This is a genomic window from Lacticaseibacillus zhaodongensis, from assembly GCF_009687905.1.
In the GTDB taxonomy this organism is placed as follows: Bacteria; Bacillota; Bacilli; order Lactobacillales; family Lactobacillaceae; genus Lacticaseibacillus; species Lacticaseibacillus zhaodongensis.
In genome coordinates this window covers 473,570-492,025 of record NZ_BLBG01000001.1, presented here as the reverse complement: position 1 = coordinate 492,025, position 18,456 = coordinate 473,570, and the positions used below count along the sequence as shown (strand labels likewise).

The 18,456-nt window shown below is 51.9% G+C and carries 19 protein-coding genes and 1 pseudogene; 9 read left to right on the top strand and 11 right to left on the bottom strand.

Annotation, left to right across the window (positions count from 1 at the left end; all coding sequences use genetic code 11):
• Nucleotides 1-22: 22 nt before the first annotated feature.
• Nucleotides 23-778 (bottom strand): ribonuclease HII, encoded by a 756-nt coding sequence (gene rnhB / locus GN107_RS02475; protein ID WP_155285817.1) that lies wholly within the window; start codon nucleotides 776-778, stop codon nucleotides 23-25.
• Nucleotides 771-1,625: a ribosome biogenesis GTPase YlqF gene (gene ylqF, locus GN107_RS02470; protein WP_155285818.1), complete on the bottom strand. Its 855-nt coding sequence runs from the start codon at nucleotides 1,623-1,625 to the stop codon at nucleotides 771-773. The genes rnhB and ylqF overlap by 8 nt, the downstream gene beginning before the upstream one ends.
• A gap of 249 nt (nucleotides 1,626-1,874) precedes the next feature.
• Between ylqF and GN107_RS02465 the strand changes: the two genes are divergently transcribed.
• Together GN107_RS02465 and GN107_RS02460 are read left to right on the top strand one after the other, a co-directional pair.
• Complete coding sequence (locus GN107_RS02465) at nucleotides 1,875-2,192, top strand: hypothetical protein (RefSeq protein ID WP_155285819.1); 318 nt, start codon at nucleotides 1,875-1,877, stop codon at nucleotides 2,190-2,192.
• Between the two features lie 166 nt (nucleotides 2,193-2,358).
• Nucleotides 2,359-2,841 carry a DUF2798 domain-containing protein gene (locus tag GN107_RS02460; RefSeq protein ID WP_155285820.1) on the top strand — a complete coding sequence of 161 codons (483 nt, stop codon included), beginning with the start codon at nucleotides 2,359-2,361 and terminating at the stop codon, nucleotides 2,839-2,841.
• Between the two features lie 112 nt (nucleotides 2,842-2,953).
• On the opposite strand, the gene GN107_RS02455 is transcribed toward GN107_RS02460, so the two are convergent.
• From GN107_RS02455 to GN107_RS02445, 3 genes are all read right to left on the bottom strand, one after another.
• Nucleotides 2,954-4,339, bottom strand: a complete 1,386-nt coding sequence (locus GN107_RS02455; RefSeq protein WP_155285821.1) for a DHA2 family efflux MFS transporter permease subunit — start codon at nucleotides 4,337-4,339, stop codon at nucleotides 2,954-2,956.
• Nucleotides 4,340-4,756 (bottom strand): MarR family winged helix-turn-helix transcriptional regulator, encoded by a 417-nt coding sequence (locus GN107_RS02450; RefSeq protein WP_155285822.1) that lies wholly within the window; start codon nucleotides 4,754-4,756, stop codon nucleotides 4,340-4,342. It abuts the gene before it with no gap.
• A gap of 169 nt (nucleotides 4,757-4,925) precedes the next feature.
• Complete coding sequence (locus GN107_RS02445) at nucleotides 4,926-6,092, bottom strand: GGDEF domain-containing protein (protein ID WP_155285823.1); 1,167 nt, start codon at nucleotides 6,090-6,092, stop codon at nucleotides 4,926-4,928.
• Nucleotides 6,093-6,555: 463 nt separating this feature from the next.
• Between GN107_RS02445 and GN107_RS02440 the strand changes: the two genes are divergently transcribed.
• Genes GN107_RS02440 through GN107_RS02425 form a run of 4 tightly spaced genes read left to right on the top strand, consistent with a single transcriptional unit; the run spans nucleotide 6,556 to nucleotide 8,806 of the window.
• The gene (locus tag GN107_RS02440; protein WP_155285824.1) at nucleotides 6,556-6,969 is read left to right on the top strand and encodes a cupin domain-containing protein; all 414 of its coding nucleotides are present in this window, start codon (nucleotides 6,556-6,558) and stop codon (nucleotides 6,967-6,969) included.
• Nucleotides 6,970-6,972: 3 nt separating this feature from the next.
• Complete coding sequence (locus GN107_RS02435) at nucleotides 6,973-7,293, top strand: carboxymuconolactone decarboxylase family protein (RefSeq protein WP_155285825.1); 321 nt, start codon at nucleotides 6,973-6,975, stop codon at nucleotides 7,291-7,293.
• A complete protein-coding gene (locus GN107_RS02430) occupies nucleotides 7,286-7,906 on the top strand; it encodes an NAD(P)H-binding protein (RefSeq protein ID WP_230678515.1) in 621 nt (206 codons plus the stop codon). Before GN107_RS02435 ends, GN107_RS02430 begins: the two co-directional genes overlap by 8 nt.
• Before the next feature lie 18 nt (nucleotides 7,907-7,924).
• On the top strand, nucleotides 7,925-8,806 hold the full coding sequence (locus GN107_RS02425; RefSeq protein WP_155285826.1) for a LysR family transcriptional regulator: 882 nt from the start codon (nucleotides 7,925-7,927) through the stop codon (nucleotides 8,804-8,806).
• A gap of 90 nt (nucleotides 8,807-8,896) precedes the next feature.
• Here the strand turns inward: GN107_RS02425 and GN107_RS02420 are convergent, their stop codons facing one another.
• Nucleotides 8,897-9,436: a PadR family transcriptional regulator gene (locus tag GN107_RS02420; RefSeq protein ID WP_155285827.1), complete on the bottom strand. Its 540-nt coding sequence runs from the start codon at nucleotides 9,434-9,436 to the stop codon at nucleotides 8,897-8,899.
• 118 nt (nucleotides 9,437-9,554) lie between these two features.
• Between GN107_RS02420 and GN107_RS02415 the strand changes: the two genes are divergently transcribed.
• The 3 genes and pseudogenes from GN107_RS02415 (at nucleotide 9,555) to GN107_RS02400 (ending at nucleotide 12,561) form a co-directional block, all read left to right on the top strand.
• Nucleotides 9,555-10,091: a phenolic acid decarboxylase gene (locus GN107_RS02415; protein WP_155286271.1), complete on the top strand. Its 537-nt coding sequence runs from the start codon at nucleotides 9,555-9,557 to the stop codon at nucleotides 10,089-10,091.
• A 268-nt stretch (nucleotides 10,092-10,359) separates the two neighbouring features.
• Nucleotides 10,360-12,171 carry an EAL domain-containing protein gene (locus tag GN107_RS02410; protein ID WP_155285828.1) on the top strand — a complete coding sequence of 604 codons (1,812 nt, stop codon included), beginning with the start codon at nucleotides 10,360-10,362 and terminating at the stop codon, nucleotides 12,169-12,171.
• A gap of 101 nt (nucleotides 12,172-12,272) precedes the next feature.
• Nucleotides 12,273-12,561 (top strand): annotated as a pseudogene (locus GN107_RS02400) (helix-turn-helix domain-containing protein).
• Between the two features lie 173 nt (nucleotides 12,562-12,734).
• Here GN107_RS02400 and GN107_RS02395 read toward each other — a convergent pair.
• The 5 genes from GN107_RS02395 to GN107_RS02375 form a co-directional block, all read right to left on the bottom strand.
• Entirely contained in the window at nucleotides 12,735-13,736 is a 1,002-nt protein-coding gene (locus tag GN107_RS02395; RefSeq protein WP_155285829.1) for an NADP-dependent oxidoreductase, read from the bottom strand.
• Complete coding sequence (locus GN107_RS02390; protein WP_155285830.1) at nucleotides 13,736-14,311, bottom strand: TetR/AcrR family transcriptional regulator; 576 nt, start codon at nucleotides 14,309-14,311, stop codon at nucleotides 13,736-13,738. Before GN107_RS02390 ends, GN107_RS02395 begins: the two co-directional genes overlap by 1 nt.
• Before the next feature lie 311 nt (nucleotides 14,312-14,622).
• Nucleotides 14,623-14,886, bottom strand: a complete 264-nt coding sequence (locus GN107_RS02385; RefSeq protein ID WP_269057682.1) for an FAD-binding protein — start codon at nucleotides 14,884-14,886, stop codon at nucleotides 14,623-14,625.
• 31 nt (nucleotides 14,887-14,917) lie between these two features.
• Nucleotides 14,918-15,919, bottom strand: coding sequence for a ribosome small subunit-dependent GTPase A (gene rsgA, locus GN107_RS02380; protein WP_230678517.1), 1,002 nt, complete (start codon nucleotides 15,917-15,919; stop codon nucleotides 14,918-14,920).
• A 307-nt stretch (nucleotides 15,920-16,226) separates the two neighbouring features.
• On the bottom strand, nucleotides 16,227-18,407 hold the full coding sequence (locus GN107_RS02375; RefSeq protein ID WP_155285831.1) for a Tex family protein: 2,181 nt from the start codon (nucleotides 18,405-18,407) through the stop codon (nucleotides 16,227-16,229).
• Between the last annotated feature and the right edge of the window lie 49 nt (nucleotides 18,408-18,456).

The window sequence follows — 18,456 nt, the reverse complement described above, 5'->3', positions numbered from 1 at the left end:
ATTTCGCGATTTAAATAGTTTTTTACTTGATTGCGTCCCGAACCGGAGCGAAACTACGCCGATGTATGGGAGTGATGCCGTACTTAGCAATGCCGGCAAGATGTTTTGCGGTCCCATAACCCATATTGTCTTCCCAGTCGTACTCAGGATAGATTTGTGCATACATACACATCAGTTGATCCCGGATAACTTTCGCAACGATGCTGGCAGCACCAATACTGGCACTGCGGGCATCCCCCTTGATCAGTTTACTCTGGGGAATAGCCAAAGGTACCGTCATCGCGTCAACGAGCAGGTAGTCCGGCCGCACACGCAGGTTATTGACGGCATCGGCCATCGCCAGCTCGGTGGCGTGATAAATATTTTCTCGGTCGATCGCCACATTGTCCCGCACGCCAATTGCAACGGCGCGCGCCTGACTAATAATCTGGCCGAACAACTCCGCGCGTCGGTGTGCGGTCAGCTGCTTACTATCGTTAACGGGCACGGGAAAATCTGGATCAATGATGACGGCCGCGGTCACGACAGGGCCAGCGAGTGGCCCCCGTCCCACTTCATCAATTCCGGCAATGTGGCGGTAATTTGGCCACAATCCGCGCTCGAGGCGTTTGTGCTGCTCGAGCATTTGTCGCTGCGCAAACAGCTGCTGCTGCCGGTGTTCATAACTTTTGAGCAACTGCTGTGCACCTGCCCGCTGATCACTACGCAAGGCTGTCAGCAACTCTGCGGAAACGTTTGGCGCGGCTAACTGGGCCTTCAGTTCCTTAAGACTACTCACTGACCTTATCTCCAGGCACTTCGAGGGTATAGCGACCTAGCTCACCCTTCCGCACGTCATTGATGAAGCGGTTGGCGGCCCGATCGTATTCCGTGCCGTAAGTGAACTTCTCCGTCAGCCGGATCATCAGGTCGCTAGGAGCCATGACCAACTCTTCATCAGTGAGGTGGTAATGTTTGACCAAGCGTTCCGGATAGTTGGCTTGGAAGTATTCCAGCCCCCAGAGTGCGACTTCATCGTCAGTAAAGACGCTATCCGCAATGGCACCAGTCAGGGCCAAGCGCTTACCTATGATTTGGTCGTCAAACTTAGGCCAGAGAATACCGGGAGTATCGAGCAGTTCAAGGTTGCCACTAGTTTTAAGCCACTGCTGATTTTTGGTGACGCCGGGCCGGTTGCCCGTCACAGCAATATTTTTGCGCACGAGGCGGTTTAGAATTGTCGACTTACCAACATTGGGGATGCCGATACACATCGCGCGGACGTGGGGGTTACGAATCCCTTTGGCGCGCTTCCGGTCCAGTTTTTCAGCGAGCATCCGCTCAGCCATTTGGGGGATCTGCTGCAACTGACGCGCGTGCTGCGCATCAATTGCCAGGGCAGACTGCTCCCCATTCGCATACTCATCCAGCCAGAGCTTGGTCCGCTTCGGGTCGGCCAGATCCGCCTTGTTCAGGATTGAGATCCGGGGCTTTTGCTGCAGCATTTCCAGCAGCATTGGGTTGCGGGAAGACTCAGGGACCCGGGCATCAACTACTTCCAGAACGATGTCAACCTGCTTGATACGTTCAGCGACTTCACGCCGCGCCTTTTGCATGTGGCCAGGGAACCATTGGATATTTGCCATATTTTTTAAAAACTCCTTTTAGCTATTATAACGAGTTAAGTCACTAATCTTGACGCTGCTGAGACAACAACGTGCAAACACACTCTTCCTTTTATCAGCCTAAAGCATTTTACCGCCAGCCGCTAGTCACAAAAGCAATTTATCGGTCGAAAACCGACTTAATTGCGGTGAAAAACAATTGACAGCCAGCGTAGACATGGAACCCACGCCAACTGCTATACTCAGCATGTGTAAGAAATCGGTGACAAAATGAATGGCTTAACCATTGGTAACATGAACAACAAGTTCGGCATTAACGATGGCCTCATTGCCGACCTGCCAGCAACGAAGAAGGAGGAAATAAGTAATGAAGAAAACCAAACTTGGGCGAAGGGCGTGGCGGCGCCAATTGTCGGTGCCACCAAGGAGAAGCACCTGCGGGAGGCGGTTGCGGCGCAAGAAGTGACCCTCACTCCTGACGACGTTGCTGCTCTTGAAGCCCCATACCAGCCGTACCCCGTCGTCGGTGCACTCAATCAGAATCCCCCTGCCGGAACAATCCTGGTTGACGAAAAGAAGAGCAAATAATTAGTGCTAATTTTCATTTTCTGAAAATAGTGCTTACGCTGTTTGCAAAAGTCTGGTATGGTTAAGACCTGCTGTGAGCGACAACTTTGTCAATTGGTTCCGTATAGGCGCAACGCGCTGACTCTACCTCCCAAAATTCTATGCTTGCAACCAAGGAGTTTTATCTGTGCCTAAGAATTTTAAAGAAGAAGTATTTTTCAGTCTCATCATGGCCGGCCTGATGGTTTTCGTCATGGCGGGTTACAACGTCGCCATGAGTGATGGTTTCAGCGCTGGTTACGTTCTCGAAGTGCTCAAGGGTTACCCACTGGCGCTTGCAATCGCCTTGGTCCTTGACCTCGGCTTGGTTGGCCCAACCGCAAAGAAGATTTTCTTCAACCACATCTTCAAGCCTGAAATGGAACAAAAGCCCGCCATCATCGGCATTTGGATCTCAGTACTGATGGTTGCCGGCATGGTCACCTTGATGTCTGCGTTTGGCATCATCGTCACCGCTAACTTCGGTGGCAACATTGTCCTGACCTATTTACACACCTGGATCTTCAACTTATTCATGGCTTTGCCACTGCAGCTACTGATTGTCGGCCCAATCGCCCGTGCAGCTCTAGCAGCATTCCAAAACCGCGGTAACGTCATCGATCCTGACTAATACCGACTACACCAATAAATTAAATCGATCTGCGTAACAAGCAACAGGCCCGCCCCGAAATTAATTCGGAGCGGGCCTGTTTGTCATCTAATATCCTGCACAAAAGACTACTCTAGGCCTTGTTATGCTGCCGCAATGCCCGCAGCAAAATCAACCAGGCGATGATGCTGAACCCAAGCAACAGCCATAATGCCCACCGACTGCCCAAAGCGGTGCCATCAATTTGCGAGCGGCCATTTTGCCCGCTCGCGACTAGTGCGGAGGAAACTGCGGTCCCGAGTGCGGCGGCAAACTGCTGGATGGTATTCATAATGGCGTTCCCGTCAGCTTGCTGTAGCGCGGATAATTGGCCTAGCGCATCGGTCAGAATATTCCCAAATGCCAAACCGATCCCCAACATGAAAACCAGGTAACAGCAAATTATCTCGGCATTACTGAGCGGCATGGGCAGCAGCGCAAACGCGAACATGCCGAGCAAAACGATGCTGGCCCCGACCAGAATTGGCCGCCGCGGGCCCATGTGGTCGTAGAGGCGACCACTAATTGGCGCGAGCGCAGCACCCAATGCGGCACCCGGAAGGACAATCAATCCCGCCTGCAAGGCAGTCGCCCCATTAACTAATTGCAGATAATTCGGCAAGACAAAGGACAAGCCTAACGCCAGCATCTGAAACATCACGAACGCCAGCGCCCGCTGCGAAAAGCTGGTGGTTCCGAACGGCGACAGATCGAGAATCGGCCGTTTCTGGTGCCGTGACCGCCGCACAAAAAGCAGCAACGCGAGTAAGCCCACAACAATGGCGACCCAGACTAGCGCTGGTGCAATGCTCCCGGAACTAATTTCACTGACTCCAAAAATCAGGCCGGCGAAAGTCACGATGAGTAGCAGCACCCCGCTAACATCCAGTTTGCCCTGCTGTAAAGCCTCCTTCTGCTGGATACAGCGGACACCCAACACAAAGGAAATTATAAGCACCGGCAATAAGAACACGAAGATGTACCGCCAGCTCAGAAAAGTAGTTACTAACCCGCCAAACGTGGGCCCAATCGCCGGCGCAATCCCGGTGATCAGGGTTCCAACCCCCATCATCGTCCCAATTTTGGACTGCGGCACTTGCTCCAAAATGATGTTAAACATCAGTGGTAAAGCAATGCCTGTCCCCAGTCCCTGAACGGCACGACCAAGGAGCAAGACCCAAAAGGCTGGTGCGCTACCATCCAGAACCAGACCTAAGATGAACAGCAAATTAGCGGTGATGAAGAGCCGCCGCATTTTGAACGTCCGCTTCAAAAACGCCGACAAAGGAATGACCGTGGCCACAATTAACAAGTACAGGGTCGTCAGCCACTGCACCGTGCTGGTGGTCACGTTGAACTCCCGCATCACGGTTGGAAAGGTGATGTTCATCGCCGTCTCCACGATCACGCCACTAAAGGATAACAGGCCCGTGGCAAAGATTGCCCCGACCACCCGTTTTTCAATCCGGTCCGTCGTCATTTACTTCTCCTCCTTGATCCAATACCGCAGCATCTGACTAAACTTTGTTCGTTCCGCATCCGTAAACGCCGCAACGAATTCTCGTTGGTCGCGCGCAATGTAATCGCTAGTTGCAAGTTGCAACTGTTTACCCTTCGTTGTTAAGCTGATCTGCTTTTGCCGACCATCCCCAGCAAAGCGTGCGAGCACCACTAGATCCCGGGCCTGCATTCGCTGCAACAGTACCGTTGCTGTGGACCGGCGGATGTTAAATTCCGCCTCAATATCCCGTTGCAGGCAGACGCCCTTCACATTAGCCAAAAAATCTAGGATTGAGATTTGGGTACCCGTTAGCCCATAATCGCGCGCATAGGCATCCATTTGTTGCACCATCTTGTTAGAAGCCAGTCTGATCAACCGGCCGTAATTAATCGTCATTTAAGCACGTCCTTTTCGTTAGTCGACTAGCGATTACTTTAGCACCATTTTGGCGACCAAACAAGGCTTGCGTTTACGTGTGAAGCAATCAAAAAGACCGGAACCAAGCTTCCGATCTTACTAATTTATTTGGCGGCCAGGTTGGCGGGCGCGAGGTACTGCCGGTGCGTTACGCTTCTTCATCGCTTGCGTGCGCGGATGGGTTACGCATCGCGGACATCGTGATTCCTTCAATAGTGACGGAATTGCGGCCGGCACGCTTGGATTGATACAGATAATGATCCGCGCGTTTGAACATCGCAGTCGCGTCACCGATTTTGTGACCACTAGCTAATGCCAGGCCAAACGATGCCGACATATGGAACTCGCCCTGGCTGTAGCGAATTGGCATACTGCGTAAAAGCTCCTCGCAAGCCAAAACAATTGCCGTAGCCCTTTGGCGATCGGTGTCTGGCAGAATGATAGCAAATTCCTCGCCCCCGGTGCGATATACGTGCCCAGCGGGGTATTCAGCCCGCAGATACTTTTGCAAAGTGCTGACGACCACCATCAGCGCTTGATTGCCGACAAGATGGCCGTACGTATCGTTAATCGACTTAAAATGATCGATATCAAACGCAATCAATGCCAACTGGTCAGTACTATTAAACTTATCATTGAAGTCCTGCTGGAAGGTGGTCCAGTTGCGCACCCGCGTCAACCCATCGTACTGCGTCTCGTGCGTGAGTTGGGCGATAATCCGTTGGTCTGCACGTTGATCGCGATCATAACGGCCCAGCGCAAAAAATGACCAAATAAAACTAAGGGCGTTTACCGCTGCGAATCCTGGCGAAACCATCTGGGGAAACCGCACGGCCGCGGTTGTCCAGAAGGCCACCCCGATAACGCCCGCGGGCAGCACGTAAATATACTGATCATTTTTAAAATGCGGACCATACCAGCGCACCGCAAACATTACTGCCCCCGAAACCAACATGAGCAGCCAGTTAAGCCAATTCATCATTCCGGTCGATGCAAACACGGCAATTGCAACTGCTTGGACGATGACAAAAGCGCGAATAGTTGGCATTAGCAGGTTGGAGTACACCAAAATAATCACTTGCAGATTGATAAGTAGCCAAAGCAGGTGCCCGCCAAAGCCCCCACCAATAATCCGCAGCAATATTAATAGTGCAGATATGTAAATGATTACCGGTTGCTCACGGTTTAGCGGGTTCAGGTTTCGCTTGGCCGCAACAATCTTCCGGGCGCTCGTATCAACTTGCGAATAAACGGTGATAAAGCCCAAAGTGCTGGCCACCGTTAGAAAAAAATAGCCCAGTGCTTGTTGAATCATGACAGTCCCCCCAGACTAGGTACATCATTATCCCTAAGCACGTAAAGGTCAATAGGATAATGGGTAAAGATTGAATGTAAACGATTGTTCAATCGCAAAACGACGGTTTATTACATTTAATGGTCAATTAACCTTGCTGAATCTGTATTACCGCTGTGCTTATTTTTTCTGGTAATAGACCTAATGTAACTTGTAATAATTTCAACGTTTTACTAATGGGTTATGATTGGATAATTTATATCATGCACTTAAATCATTGCAACCTGTAGCCGGTCTTTCCAAACCGTGACCAACAAAGCGGTCATTACCGGATTAATTGTAGCCACGAACATGCCTAAAAAGTATATTAGGTACATAAAGTGGGTATTGGACGCATATTTCATGTGGTCATACACTTAGATTCATCGAAGCGCTGCAATCGTGCAACCTTACCTAAACAGCTATCTGCAAAGGAGTAACTAACATGAGTCAAAATGAACAATCCGTCAAAAATGATGTTTTCGGCATGGGCGCCAAGAATGACGCCTACGCCCAGTATTTCACCGGTCAAAGTTACCTCAAGAACCTCGTCAATGATCCGGCAGTAAATGTCGGCGTGGGCAACGTCACCTTCGAACCCGGGTGCCGTAACAACTGGCATATCCACCACAACGGCTTTCAGATTTTACTGGTAACTGGCGGTGCGGGTTGGTACCAAGAAGAAGGCCAGGCCGCTCGTAAACTACACCCCGGCGATGTCGTAGTCACCCACGATGGAGTCAAACATTGGCACGGAGCAACCAAGGACAGTTGGTTCGCCCACATCGCCATCACCGCCGGTACCCCTGAATGGCTAGGACCCGTTTCTGACGCCCAGTACAACGCAGTGGAGGACTAAAACATGGCAAAAAAACAAACCGCTGGCCACGACAACTTGCGGAAGTTTGCTCCCCAATTTGCGGCCCTCAACGATGATGTGTTGTTCGGCGAAGTCTGGGCTAAGGAAGACGAACTGTCCGCCCGCGACCGGAGCCTCATCACCTGCTCCGCACTGATGGCACAAGGATTATTTCCACAGCTCAAGGCCCACATGCAAATTGCGAAGGACAATGGTGTGACCAAAACCGAGATGGTTGCGCTGATCACCCACCTGAGCTTTTACTCAGGCTGGCCAAAAGCGTGGTCTGCATTCGGATTAGCCAAGGAAATTTACGGTGAGTAACAGCGTGCCGCGGGTCTTGATTTTGGGTGCGAACGGCCAAATTGCCCGGATTGTTGAACGCCGCCTTCTCACTAAGACTGACAGCGAATTAACCCTGTACTTGCGCCGCGCGAGTCGCCTGCAGCAAGTTGACCCCCGCCGTGAAAACGTCATTGAAGCCGATGTCAACGATTACCAAGCGCTCGTGCAGGCACTGGCGGGACAAGATATTGTTTACGCCAACCTGAGCGGTAAGCTTGCGCCGCTCGCCCAAAACATCGTGCGCACCATGACTAGTGCCGGGCCCAAACGACTGCTGTTTGCCACCGGGCTGGGCTTGTATCATGAGGATCCTGACAGATTTGGCCCCGAGGTAATCGCAGACACCCGACGCGCAGCCAAAATTATCGAAGACAGCGGTCTAAATTACACCTTGATCCGCCCCGCGTACATGACGACCGCAAATGAGATCAACAATGAGCTGACCGCCAAAGGAACGCCATTCAAAGACGCTACTGTTTCCCGCATGAACGCTGCGGATCTAATCCTGCAGATTATTGTCAACCCTGAGCTACACAGTTATAGTAGTTTAGGAATTGATCAAGCTGGAACTGGCGGAGAACGTCCTTACTAGCTGCAAGGAGGCAGGGTCATGGAACTAAGGCTATTAAAGTATTTTTTGGCGATCGATGCAGCGGGGTCGATTTCGCGCGCGGCTGAACGACTCCACATCACACAACCAACACTTTCACGGCAATTAAAGGGGCTGGAAGATGAACTTGGTGCCCCATTATTCACCCGCAGTAATCACGGCCTGATTCTGACCCAAGCCGGCTTGTACCTCAAAACTAGAGCGCAGGAAATTCTGACGCTCAGTGAACAAACCGAGCAGACGTTCATTGACCGCCGCCGCGAGCTTTTCAGTGGCAACATCAACATTGGTGCCGTTGAAGCGGATAGTAGCCACACCCTGGCCAAAGAGCTTGGGGCTTTCACAACTGAATATCCAGCCGTCACCTTTAATCTGTTTACCGGCACGAGTGACGACCTTTTCGACCGGCTGGACAAGGGTCTGATTGACTTGGGCCTGTTGCTGGAGCCCGTCAATGCTGATAAATACGATCATCTCACCCTCGCCCACACCGAGCGCTGGGGCCTAGTCGTCAGCGTTGATGCGCCAATTGCCACTGCGCCCGTCATCGAGCCAGAAATGTTGACCAGGATTCCGCTAATCATATCCAGTCGCAGTGCCGTCCAACAACTGCTTAGCAACTGGGCCCAGATCGATCCAGCTGACCTGAACATCGTTGGCCACTTCAACCTGATTTTTAATGTCATTCCGCTCGTGCAGGCCCAAGTCGGCGCAGCACTGACGATTGAAGGGGTCATCGACCGCCACAATCATTCTGGCGTCCGCTTCGTGCCCTTCTCGCCTCGCGTCCAGACCCACACCGTTCTGGCGTGGCGGAAGCACCGCCTGCAAACTCCCATCACTAGCGCCTTCATTGACCGGTTCAAACCATTAGTTAAATAAGTTCACCCGCGTCCGATTATTACATTTGGTAGCAACGCCACCGGCAGCACAGATTTACGTGCTGGCGGCGGCGTTTTTTTGTTTACAAAATTATGCCAATTGTTCACTAGCCGACTGCAGCCATTGAACATATGCTGTCTCCCGCCGAATCGCGTGGTCAAGCACCAGATAGTGGCCAAAATCGTCCGCGTGTTGCCGCTCTGGAAACTTGGCCGCCATCTGGGCCTGCAAATGCGCGCATTTTTGGGTGTGGAATGCTTGTTGTTCCGCGAGCATGCGCTGCAGACGCGGATCACTTGGCGACTTGATAAAGTACAATTTGAGCGCAAACTCATCCCGCCCGCCAATTGTTGGTTCGGTGTCGGCGGCCAGCCAATCGTTCAATGCTGCCTGCCCAGCGCTAGTGACTGCGTAACGCTTGCGATTCAACTTTTCGCCGCTCACCTCATCGCTGTGGATGATCTGGCCATCCGCCTCTAAACGCTGCAGCTGTGGGTAAATTTGGCTGTGTTGCGCCGACCAAAATTCGCCAATATCCGAATCGAAGGCTTTCGTCAGTTCGTAGCCGGTCCGGGCCTGCTGATTCAGGAGCCCCAAAATGATGAATTGTAAAATGTTGCGTTTTGCCATGTTATTTCTCCTTGACCTGCTGATGACAACAGTATATCATAGTCACGTTGCTTAAAACATGTAATTATTTACATGTACTGAAATACAGGAGGAATTAACAATGGCAAACTTGAATCACATGGACAAGCATTTTGAAACGCTCGACGATTTTCTTGGTACCCACTTCATCTACACCTATGACAATGGTTGGGAATACGAATGGTACGCTAAGAACGACCACACTGTTGACTACCGGATTCACGGTGGCATGGTTGCAGGACGTTGGGTAACCGACCAGGAAGCACACATCACCATGCTGACGGCCGGAATTTACAAAATCGCCTGGACCGAACCAACCGGGACTGACGTTGCCCTCGACTTCGTTCCCAATGAGCACCGCTTGAACGGGACCATATTCTTCCCTAAGTGGGTGCAGGATCACCCAGAAATCACCGTTGCTTACCAAAACGAGCACCTGGACCGCATGCTTGAAGCGCGCGAAAAATACGCGACCTACCCAAAGCTGGTCGTACCCGAATTTGCCAACATCACTTATATTGGCGATGCCGGTCAGAACAACGACCAGGTAATTGCAGCAGAACCATATGCCGGCATGCCTGACGACATTCGGAATGGTAAATTTTATGATGAGAACTACAAAATGATTAACCGTTAATCCGACTAATCAATAATCTAATAATTAAAAAACGGACTGAATGCCGGACAATTTACGGTATTCAGTCTTTTTTGTTTCTTTATTGTCTTGACACTATCGTATAATGCGGATTTGCACGTAACTTGAGAACATTAATTCGTGCTTTTCGGTCAATAATGTTTGTTTATTCACATATTATTGTTTATACTGATTATGAGTTAATCTGGGTACGAATAATTAGCTTAATTAGGGGAATGTTAAAGTACATAGACACTGGGGGGTCAATAAGATGGGCGTTGGCATGATCACCATCTCTTACGTTACAACACTATTGTTAAGCATTTTTCTGGCATTGGGGATGACATCCTTACTGTACTGGGTCAACGACCGGTCAGTAGCACCTTTTATCGTCGCCCACCGGACCATGATCGTGCGGATCGGCGGCTTAATTTATTTATGGATGCTATACATGTTGCAGGACATGCAATACCACGTTGACCCGCAAATGCACGTGTTTGGAATGCATTGGCCCTTTCTCAACTTGATGTTGGTCAGTCTCTACACCATTGCGGTACGCACCGGCGATTGGCCGACGATCATCATTCAGGAACTGTGCTGCTTTGTCTACTTGCTGCATTACGCCAACCCGCTTGGGCCGCTCGTCATCGCGGCCTACATCAGTTGGGTGGTAATTCTCTGCGGACTCATCGTGATCCGGCAGTGGGTGCAGAAGAACCGGCTGCGCGACTACTTAGGCCTTTTTGTTCTGGGACTGATTGGAATTATTGGCATTTACGTCTCCCAGCCCCGGACTTTTGATCCTTGGTGGTGGCTGCGCGAGTTACTCGCATATGCCATCGTTGGTATTGCTGTTGGCGAATACATTCGTTTGACGGTCACGGCCGACGCGCGCACCGGTGCATTGCAGCGGGCCGCGGCTTACGACCAAATGACTTCAGAAGCAGTGTTTGCGAACGACCAAACCGATATGGACAGCATGTTCCAAGATGCGCAAGATCGGCACGAACAGATGGTAATTGCCGCAATTGATGTTGACCAATTCAGTTCCTTTGACCAACACTATGGGTATTTATCTGGCAACCTGGTTTTGCTGACGATTGCGGACATGATTCAGAACACCGTGCACGATGCCAAGGTGACGGCACGATTGTACCGGGCTAGCGGTGAAGAATTCACCCTAGGCTTCCTCGGCATCACCCCCGAACAAGCGGCCACGGTTGTTAACGACTGCCGGGAACGAATTGCCAATAAACGGTTCCCCGTCAACGGTGGTTATGCACATCTGACTGTTTCGGCTGGCTTGACTGTAACCCAGCAAGAAGACCCCAGCATTGGTTCAGCCTTTGCCCGGGCGGATGACAACCTCCGCGTCTGCAAGCAACGCGGTCAAAATCAAATCTACGGCAGCGGTGTGACTATCGACGGCGACGAACCGGTACTCACCTACTTCGCGCAACCAATCGTTAAACCGAACAAAACCAGCGCGGAGACTTGGGGTGCCGAATTATTGTTACGGCAACAAGACGGTGACCACTGGCACCTACCAGGCCGCTTCGACATCGGTGTTGAAGAGCAGATTGCGCTGATGACTAAGGTGATTACGAGCAGCAATCTTAAACGCATGGATATCAACCTCACCCGCGACCAGTTCGCGGATACCAATTTTGCTAAGGCCCTAGCCGGTTTTACCAAAGCGGCTTATGGCCCGGAAAAGTTGGTCGTTGAGATCACTTCGGTACCAGATCTTTCCGCGATTCGGCGCATCACCTCGATTTATCGGAGCGCGGGTATCAATATCTTCATTGATGACGTTGGCTCGGATAATTCTTACGAACTCGTCAAACAAGTCTTGCCATACATCGACGGCATTAAGTTCGCCATGCAGAACCTGCGTAAGCACGAGTCGCCAGAGCGCATTCGTGAGCGCGTCCAGTTCTGGGCGGATACCGCCAAAAAAGCTAACATCGAACTCATCCTTGAGGGCGTGGAAAGCCAAGCCGACGTTGAGTTTGCAACCAGCTTGGGAATTCAATACTGCCAAGGCTTCTACTTCGGTAAGCCAGCTCTACCAGCAGCATAATTGAACATTGGGCCATCTTGAATTGAAACAAGAGCCGTCTGAGCTGAATCACGCCAAAGAACTTCGGACGGAATACTATGATAATTTGGGAGGTAAGTAGCATGGCAAAGAATATTATTTTTGACGATTATCTCGCTGAACAACTTAAAGATCCCGAATTTAAGGAAGGGTTTGACGCTGAATCTTCTAAACTTAAAAGTGCGGTAGCATTGTTGAACGAACGTGAACGTGACTGATTGACCCAGCGTGAGTTGGCAGAGCGGGCCCATGTCCCACAATCCACGATTGCGCGCATTGAGCACGGCCAGAACACTAGCTTCGATACCATGAGCAAGATTGCTTTTGCACTCTTTTGCACTTGGGAAGAAACTCAAGGTTGAATTTACTTGAGATGCAGAAATCTCGTGAAGTTTGTCTGATTCATTGATCGATAAGTTTATCAGCTGTTGACGGGTCTCTGTAATGAGGCCTTTTTTTGTCGCTGTACAAAATGCGGGACCTGATTAAAAATTCCTGCCCAGACGAGTTTGTCTGAGCAGGAATTGTTTTGCCTCTCGTACTGGCTATAATGCCACGACCACTTTGCCGGTCAATCGCCCATGCGCCACCAGTTGCAAGGCATCATTGATGTGATCAAGATCAAAGACCCGCGCATCGATGGCCGGCACGATGTGGTTAGTTTCTACAATCGATGTGATCTGCTGCAGCTGGTGCCCGTCTGCGCGCACAAAGATAAAGCGATAAAGGCTGTGGTGTTGCCGCGCCAAACGATCAAAGCGATAGCCAGCTACGCCAAACAACAGTGTTTTCCAGAACGGCAAATTCCGCGCCACCGCAAATTGTTTGTTCGGCCCAGCAATCAAGCTCAACAGCCGGCCGCCGGGTTTAAGCACCCCCATTTCCAGCGGCAGCGCTTTGGCGCCGCGCGTATCGATAATGGCATCGACTGGATCAAGTACCGTCCAAAAATCCTCTTTGCGGTAATCAAGATATTGGCTGGCCCCTAGCGCCATGATGCGCGCTTTAGCAAGTGCGTTGCCAGAAACGATGACGTTGACACCAATTTGCTTGGCTAACGGCACCGCCATTTGGCCAAAACTCCCTGAACCGCCAGGAATGAACAAGGTTTGGCCAGGCTTGATCTGTAATTCTTCCGTCAAGCCTTGATAAGCCGTCAAACCAGTCAACGGCACCGCCGCCGCTTGTTTTAACGATAGATGCTGCGGGATAAACCAAATCGCGGCTTGATCCACGGCGACATATTCCGCAAAGCCGCCGATCTTGTTCAACGGCAAGCGCGAATAAACCTGATCGCCAACGCGAAAACGGCTCACTTGCGCGCCAATTGCCGCCACCACACCGGACACTTCATTACCCAGCGTCAACGGCATCGAATAGCTTTGGATCAGCTTGACACTGCCATCGATGTTCATCAAGTCTAAAGGATTGACCGCCGCATACTTAACCTGGATCAGAACTTCGTTGTCAGTCGGCTCAGGCTTGGGTATGTTGTTAATCTGGACATCAAGAGACTTCGCATATTTTTGGATCTGGGCAGCTTTCATCAGCGGTTTTCCTTCCATGGCAGTGACGCGATCGTCGCGTCAATAATGGCATCGATTTGCGGTTGGCCAATGCGCGCCTGCACCCTGATCCCCACCAAGGCATTTTGCAAACGGCTGGCCAATGCAGGGATGTCGCTGGGCTGGCGCAGTGAGGCTTGATACTGGCTGAGCACTTGATTGAGCAACGCTTTTTCAGCGTCAAAATAAGCCTGCACCAAGGCGTTCACCTCAGCGTCGACCAGCCCAAGTTCGGTAGCTGAATTCACGATCAAACACCCCTTAGGCGTCGTGGCATCGCGCTGGGCATAGACCGTAAAAATCGCTTGCAGTGTCGCTTGCAAGCCCGTCGTTGCCGCCAGCTTGGCTGTGAGCTCGGCCTTAGTCTGCGTGTAGTAATCGTCAAGTGCCAAGATGAAAAGCCGATGCTTATCGCCGAAAGTATCATAAATACTCTGGCGGTTGATGCCCATCGCCTGCACCAAGTCCGTCATCGACGTCCCAGCATAACCTTGCCGCCAAAACAGCTGCACCGCTTGCGCTAACGCCTCTTGGACAACGAATGTCTTTGTTCTCATTAAACTTGCTCCTTATTGGAATGACTGTTCCAATATAACGGAAAACGCAGCTGATAGCAAGGGGTGGTGTAAAAACATGAACAATGACGCGCATCCGTGCAGTATATTGGGCAGTTGATTCCTGTCTATCTGAAGCGGCATCGCGCACAATGCTTGCAGCCGCTGGTACTGATGCGCGCCGATCCTCGTTCTTAACCACTGAATGCCGATACGGTCAAAATCAGCGGATCACGATTTGATAAAGCGCGTCACCCAAGTGCCCTTTGTGACCGTCCCACAAAAAAAGCGCACAATCACTGTGCGCTTCATCATTATTGATTTTGGCAGAGCGCCTGAACCGCATTGCGCCCAGAAAATGCCGCAAATCCTGCGGTACTGCCAGGCAAGGTGACAGCATACGTATCGCCAACCAGCACGCCTGCCGCATCGTTGCCGATCGCATACAAGCCAGGGATCGGATAGCCAAAGTCATTCAACACGGCATTGTGCGTATCGATCCGCAAGCCGCCTAGCGCACACGCCATCCCCACACCTAAAGTCACCGCGTAAAACGGGCCGTCTTTAACCGGGGTCAGATAAGCCGCGGCCTTTCGGTAAAAAGTTAACTTAACGGTGCCGCAGACGCGAAGCCTTGATCATCGCCTTCATCTGCTTCTTACCACCAAACATGCGGGTGATTTTGGCATTCTCCCGCTCTTTGCCGCGCAGATTGTTATTGCGCGACTGCTCCGCCTTCAGCCGCTGGTAACTTGCCAGCCGCTCTGCGGGTAGTTCGCCCGTCGCAACCGCGGCTTGCACCGCGCAGCCGGGCTCATGCTGGTGCGTACAGTCGTTGAAGCAGCAATTTTCAGCCAACGCCTGAATATCTGCAAAGGTGTTGTCAACATCAGCAGACAACAAGCCTAATTCCCGCATCCCCGGCGTGTCGATCACCAAGCTGCCGTTCGGCAAGTGCAATAACTGCCGGGCCGTGGTGGTGTGACGACCGTGCGCGTCACTGGCCCGCACCGCCTGGGTGGCGATTTTGTCCGCTCCGAGCAGGCGGTTGATCAGTGTCGATTTACCGACTCCTGACGAGCCCAAAAATGCGTAGGTCAGCCGCGGCTGCATGAAATCCTTGAGTTCCTGCACCCCATCAGCCTTGGTGGCGTCGCAAATAAGCAGTGGGGCGGACGCGCTTACCGCTGCGACCGCGGTCAGTTGCTCCGCTAGATTCTGCGCCTGGTCCGCCTTGGTCAAAACGATCGCCGCCTGGGCGCCCGATGTCGCGGCCACGGCCAGGTAACGTTCAAGGCGGCGAATGTTAAAGTTCGCATCCAGCGCCATGCACAGCAGCAGCCAGTCAATGTTGGCTGCAACCAACTGGGCGCCGGAACGCCGGCCGGCCGTTTTGCGCAGAAACACAGTGCTCCGCGCATTCAAACGTTCAATAATTGCCGCATCAGTCTCGTTCGCTGGCAACCGTAGCTGCACCCAATCACCGACTGTCGGCAAGTCTTCCGGACCGCTGGCCAGGTTGGTCAAGCGCCCGGCTAGTTGTGCTTGGAACTGGCCCGCTGCCGTAACGACTGTGTACTGCATGTGGCTGGTCGCAATTACCCGCGCCAAAGTGAGTCCAGCAACTACCTCTTGGGTACCTGTCAGACCGTAATCATCTAATTTCAGTGTTTTGTCCTCCTGAAAAAACCCGGAGAACTAACTTAGCTAGGCTTTGTAGTCCTCCTGTGCCGTCGCAACGCCAACTACAATGCTCTTCATAGAACGTCATCCTTTCTGCTGGCGAATCGTTTCGCCTTTATGTGCAGATTATAGCAAAACTCGCACCGTTAATATACAGTGCGAGTCTGCAAAATATTCATGATTGGGCGCCACTTACCACCATAGGATAAGACAAATCCGGTTAGGCCCTCACTCATCACTGTGCTTCCGGACTCACCATCGTCAGCTGTATTCGCTCGCGTTCCAAATCAACAGATTCAATCCACACGGTTACGATATCACCCACGCTGACCACCGTTTTGGGATCGCGGATGAACTGATGCGCCCGCATCCGCGAAACGTGCACGAGCCCGTCGTGCTTGACCCCAATGTCGACGAAGGCACCAAAGTCCACGACATTCCGGACGGTTCCTTCAAGCTTCATCCCCGGCTTGAGGTCGGCCATCGTGAGCACATCCTTGCGCAAGAGCGGTGCCGGCATCTGGTCCCGCAAGTCGCGACCCGGGTTTTGCAGACTATTGATAATATCCTTGACCGTCTCCAGGCCGACTGTAGCGCCAACAAAATTTTGCGCAGTTAACCCCTGCAGTTTAGCAGCAGCTGCCGCGGTTCCAATCTCAGCCGACTCCACGCGAGCTGCCTGCAAAATTTTCCGCGCCACCGCATAGCTCTCGGGGTGAATATCGGTGTTATCGAGTGGCTCCTTACCGCCAATAATCCGCAGAAAGCCCACAGACTGCTCATATGCTTTCGGGCCAAGCCGCGCGACCTTCTTCAACTCTTTGCGACTGTTGTAACGTCCATTCTCGTCGCGATATTTAACGATGTTGCGGGCGATGGTCGTCGACAAGCCCGATATGTGCTCCAGCAACTGGTAGCTGGCCGTGTTTAGGTTCACGCCGACCCGGTTAACCGCGCGTTCGACCACCACGTCTACCTCATTGGCAAGGTCCTTCGCGGGTAAATCGTGTTGGTACTGCCCGACACCGATTGATTCCGGATCGATTTTGACCAGTTCCGCCAGCGGGTCCTGCAGTCTGCGGGCAATGCTGATGGCACTACGCTGCTCAACGTGTAGGTCCGGAAACTCGTCCCGCGCTGCCTGACTGGCTGAATAGACCGACGCGCCGGCCTCATTCACAATCACGTAGTAAATATCACGTTTGACCCGCTTGAGCGCGTCCGCAACGAACTGCTCCGATTCCCGACTGGCGGTCCCGTTTCCGATTGCAATCATCTGGACGTGATACTTTGCCAAAATAGCAATGAATTCTTGTTGCGCAGCCTGACGCTTCTGCTCCGGGGCCGGTTTATGCGGGTAGATCAACCCTTTGCCGAGATACTTGCCATTTTCGTCAACAATAGCGAGCTTACAACCCGTTCGATAAGCCGGATCGAAGCCAAGGACAATTTTGCCCTTGATAGGCGCTTGCATCAGCAAGTTGTAGAGATTCTGGCCGAAGACCTTGATTGACTGATCGTTAGCAGTCGCGGTCAAACTGCTGCGCAATTCACGCTCGATTGCTGGACCAATGAAACGTTTGTAGGCGTCTTGGTATCCCGCTTCAATAAAAGCTGTCGCCGGGCTGTCTGGCCGTTTGCCAACAAACTTGAAGTGGCAATAGTTAATGATTGGATCCGTATCAACGGCCACCTTGACGGTCAGAATTTTCTCCTTCTCGCCGCGGTTGATTGCCAGCGTCCGTGTTGCCGTCATTTTGGCAATTGGTTCGGCGAAATCGTAATACTGCTGGTAAACGCCCTTCTCGTCCAGCGCCTTACCTTTAGGCTTGACGGTCGCCCGGATCTTCCCAGTCCGGGTGGTGAAACCGCGCACCCAGTTGCGCACCGGCGCAAGTTCACTGAAGGTTTCCGCCAAAATCTCGTGGGCACCATCTAGCACGTCCTGTGGGGAGCGCAGTTCCTTACTTGGGTCAACATACTTCTGCGCCGCAACCTCCAGATTGCCACTCGGAAACGTCAGCAGCCAACGCGCAAAGGGCTTTAGACCGCGCTGCTTGGCAAGCGTCGCCTTGGTCTGACGCTTTTGCTTGTATGGCAAGTAAATGTCTTCAACATCTTGCAGATTGGCACTGGCCAGAATTGATTGGCGCAGTTGGGGTGTGAGCTTACCCTCCTCATCAATGCTCTTAATGACGGCGGCTTTCCGATCTTGCAGAGCGGTTGCCCGTTGGTATTCTGCTTCAACTGTCTGAATCTGAACTTCATCCAGGCTGCCCGTCATTTCCTTCCGATAACGGGCGATGAACGGAATCGTGTTGCCTTCATCCATCAGCTTCAAAACGGCGGCAATTTGCGACTTGCCAATGGTGCTTAGATTATGCTGAACTAATTCAAGGGTCTGCTTATCAATCAATATCTGTTCCTCACGTTCTACTGAGTTTAACTATACCTCCTTCAGGCTA

Excerpts from the sequence above, each read along its gene's own strand:
- GN107_RS02445 (WP_155285823.1), bottom strand. The coding sequence starts at position 6,092 with ATGATTCAACAAGCACTGGGCTATTTTTTTCTAACGGTGGCCAGCACT.
- GN107_RS02465 (WP_155285819.1), top strand. The coding sequence starts at position 1,875 with ATGAATGGCTTAACCATTGGTAACATGAACAACAAGTTCGGCATTAAC.
- GN107_RS02455 (WP_155285821.1), bottom strand. The coding sequence starts at position 4,339 with ATGACGACGGACCGGATTGAAAAACGGGTGGTCGGGGCAATCTTTGCC.
- GN107_RS02390 (WP_155285830.1), bottom strand. The coding sequence starts at position 14,311 with ATGAGAACAAAGACATTCGTTGTCCAAGAGGCGTTAGCGCAAGCGGTG.
- GN107_RS02435 (WP_155285825.1), top strand. The coding sequence starts at position 6,973 with ATGGCAAAAAAACAAACCGCTGGCCACGACAACTTGCGGAAGTTTGCT.
- ylqF (WP_155285818.1), bottom strand. The coding sequence starts at position 1,625 with ATGGCAAATATCCAATGGTTCCCTGGCCACATGCAAAAGGCGCGGCGT.
- GN107_RS02440 (WP_155285824.1), top strand. The coding sequence starts at position 6,556 with ATGAGTCAAAATGAACAATCCGTCAAAAATGATGTTTTCGGCATGGGC.
- GN107_RS02450 (WP_155285822.1), bottom strand. The coding sequence starts at position 4,756 with ATGACGATTAATTACGGCCGGTTGATCAGACTGGCTTCTAACAAGATG.
- GN107_RS02425 (WP_155285826.1), top strand. The coding sequence starts at position 7,925 with ATGGAACTAAGGCTATTAAAGTATTTTTTGGCGATCGATGCAGCGGGG.
- GN107_RS02410 (WP_155285828.1), top strand. The coding sequence starts at position 10,360 with ATGGGCGTTGGCATGATCACCATCTCTTACGTTACAACACTATTGTTA.
- GN107_RS02415 (WP_155286271.1), top strand. The coding sequence starts at position 9,555 with ATGGACAAGCATTTTGAAACGCTCGACGATTTTCTTGGTACCCACTTC.
- GN107_RS02395 (WP_155285829.1), bottom strand. The coding sequence starts at position 13,736 with ATGAAAGCTGCCCAGATCCAAAAATATGCGAAGTCTCTTGATGTCCAG.
- GN107_RS02420 (WP_155285827.1), bottom strand. The coding sequence starts at position 9,436 with ATGGCAAAACGCAACATTTTACAATTCATCATTTTGGGGCTCCTGAAT.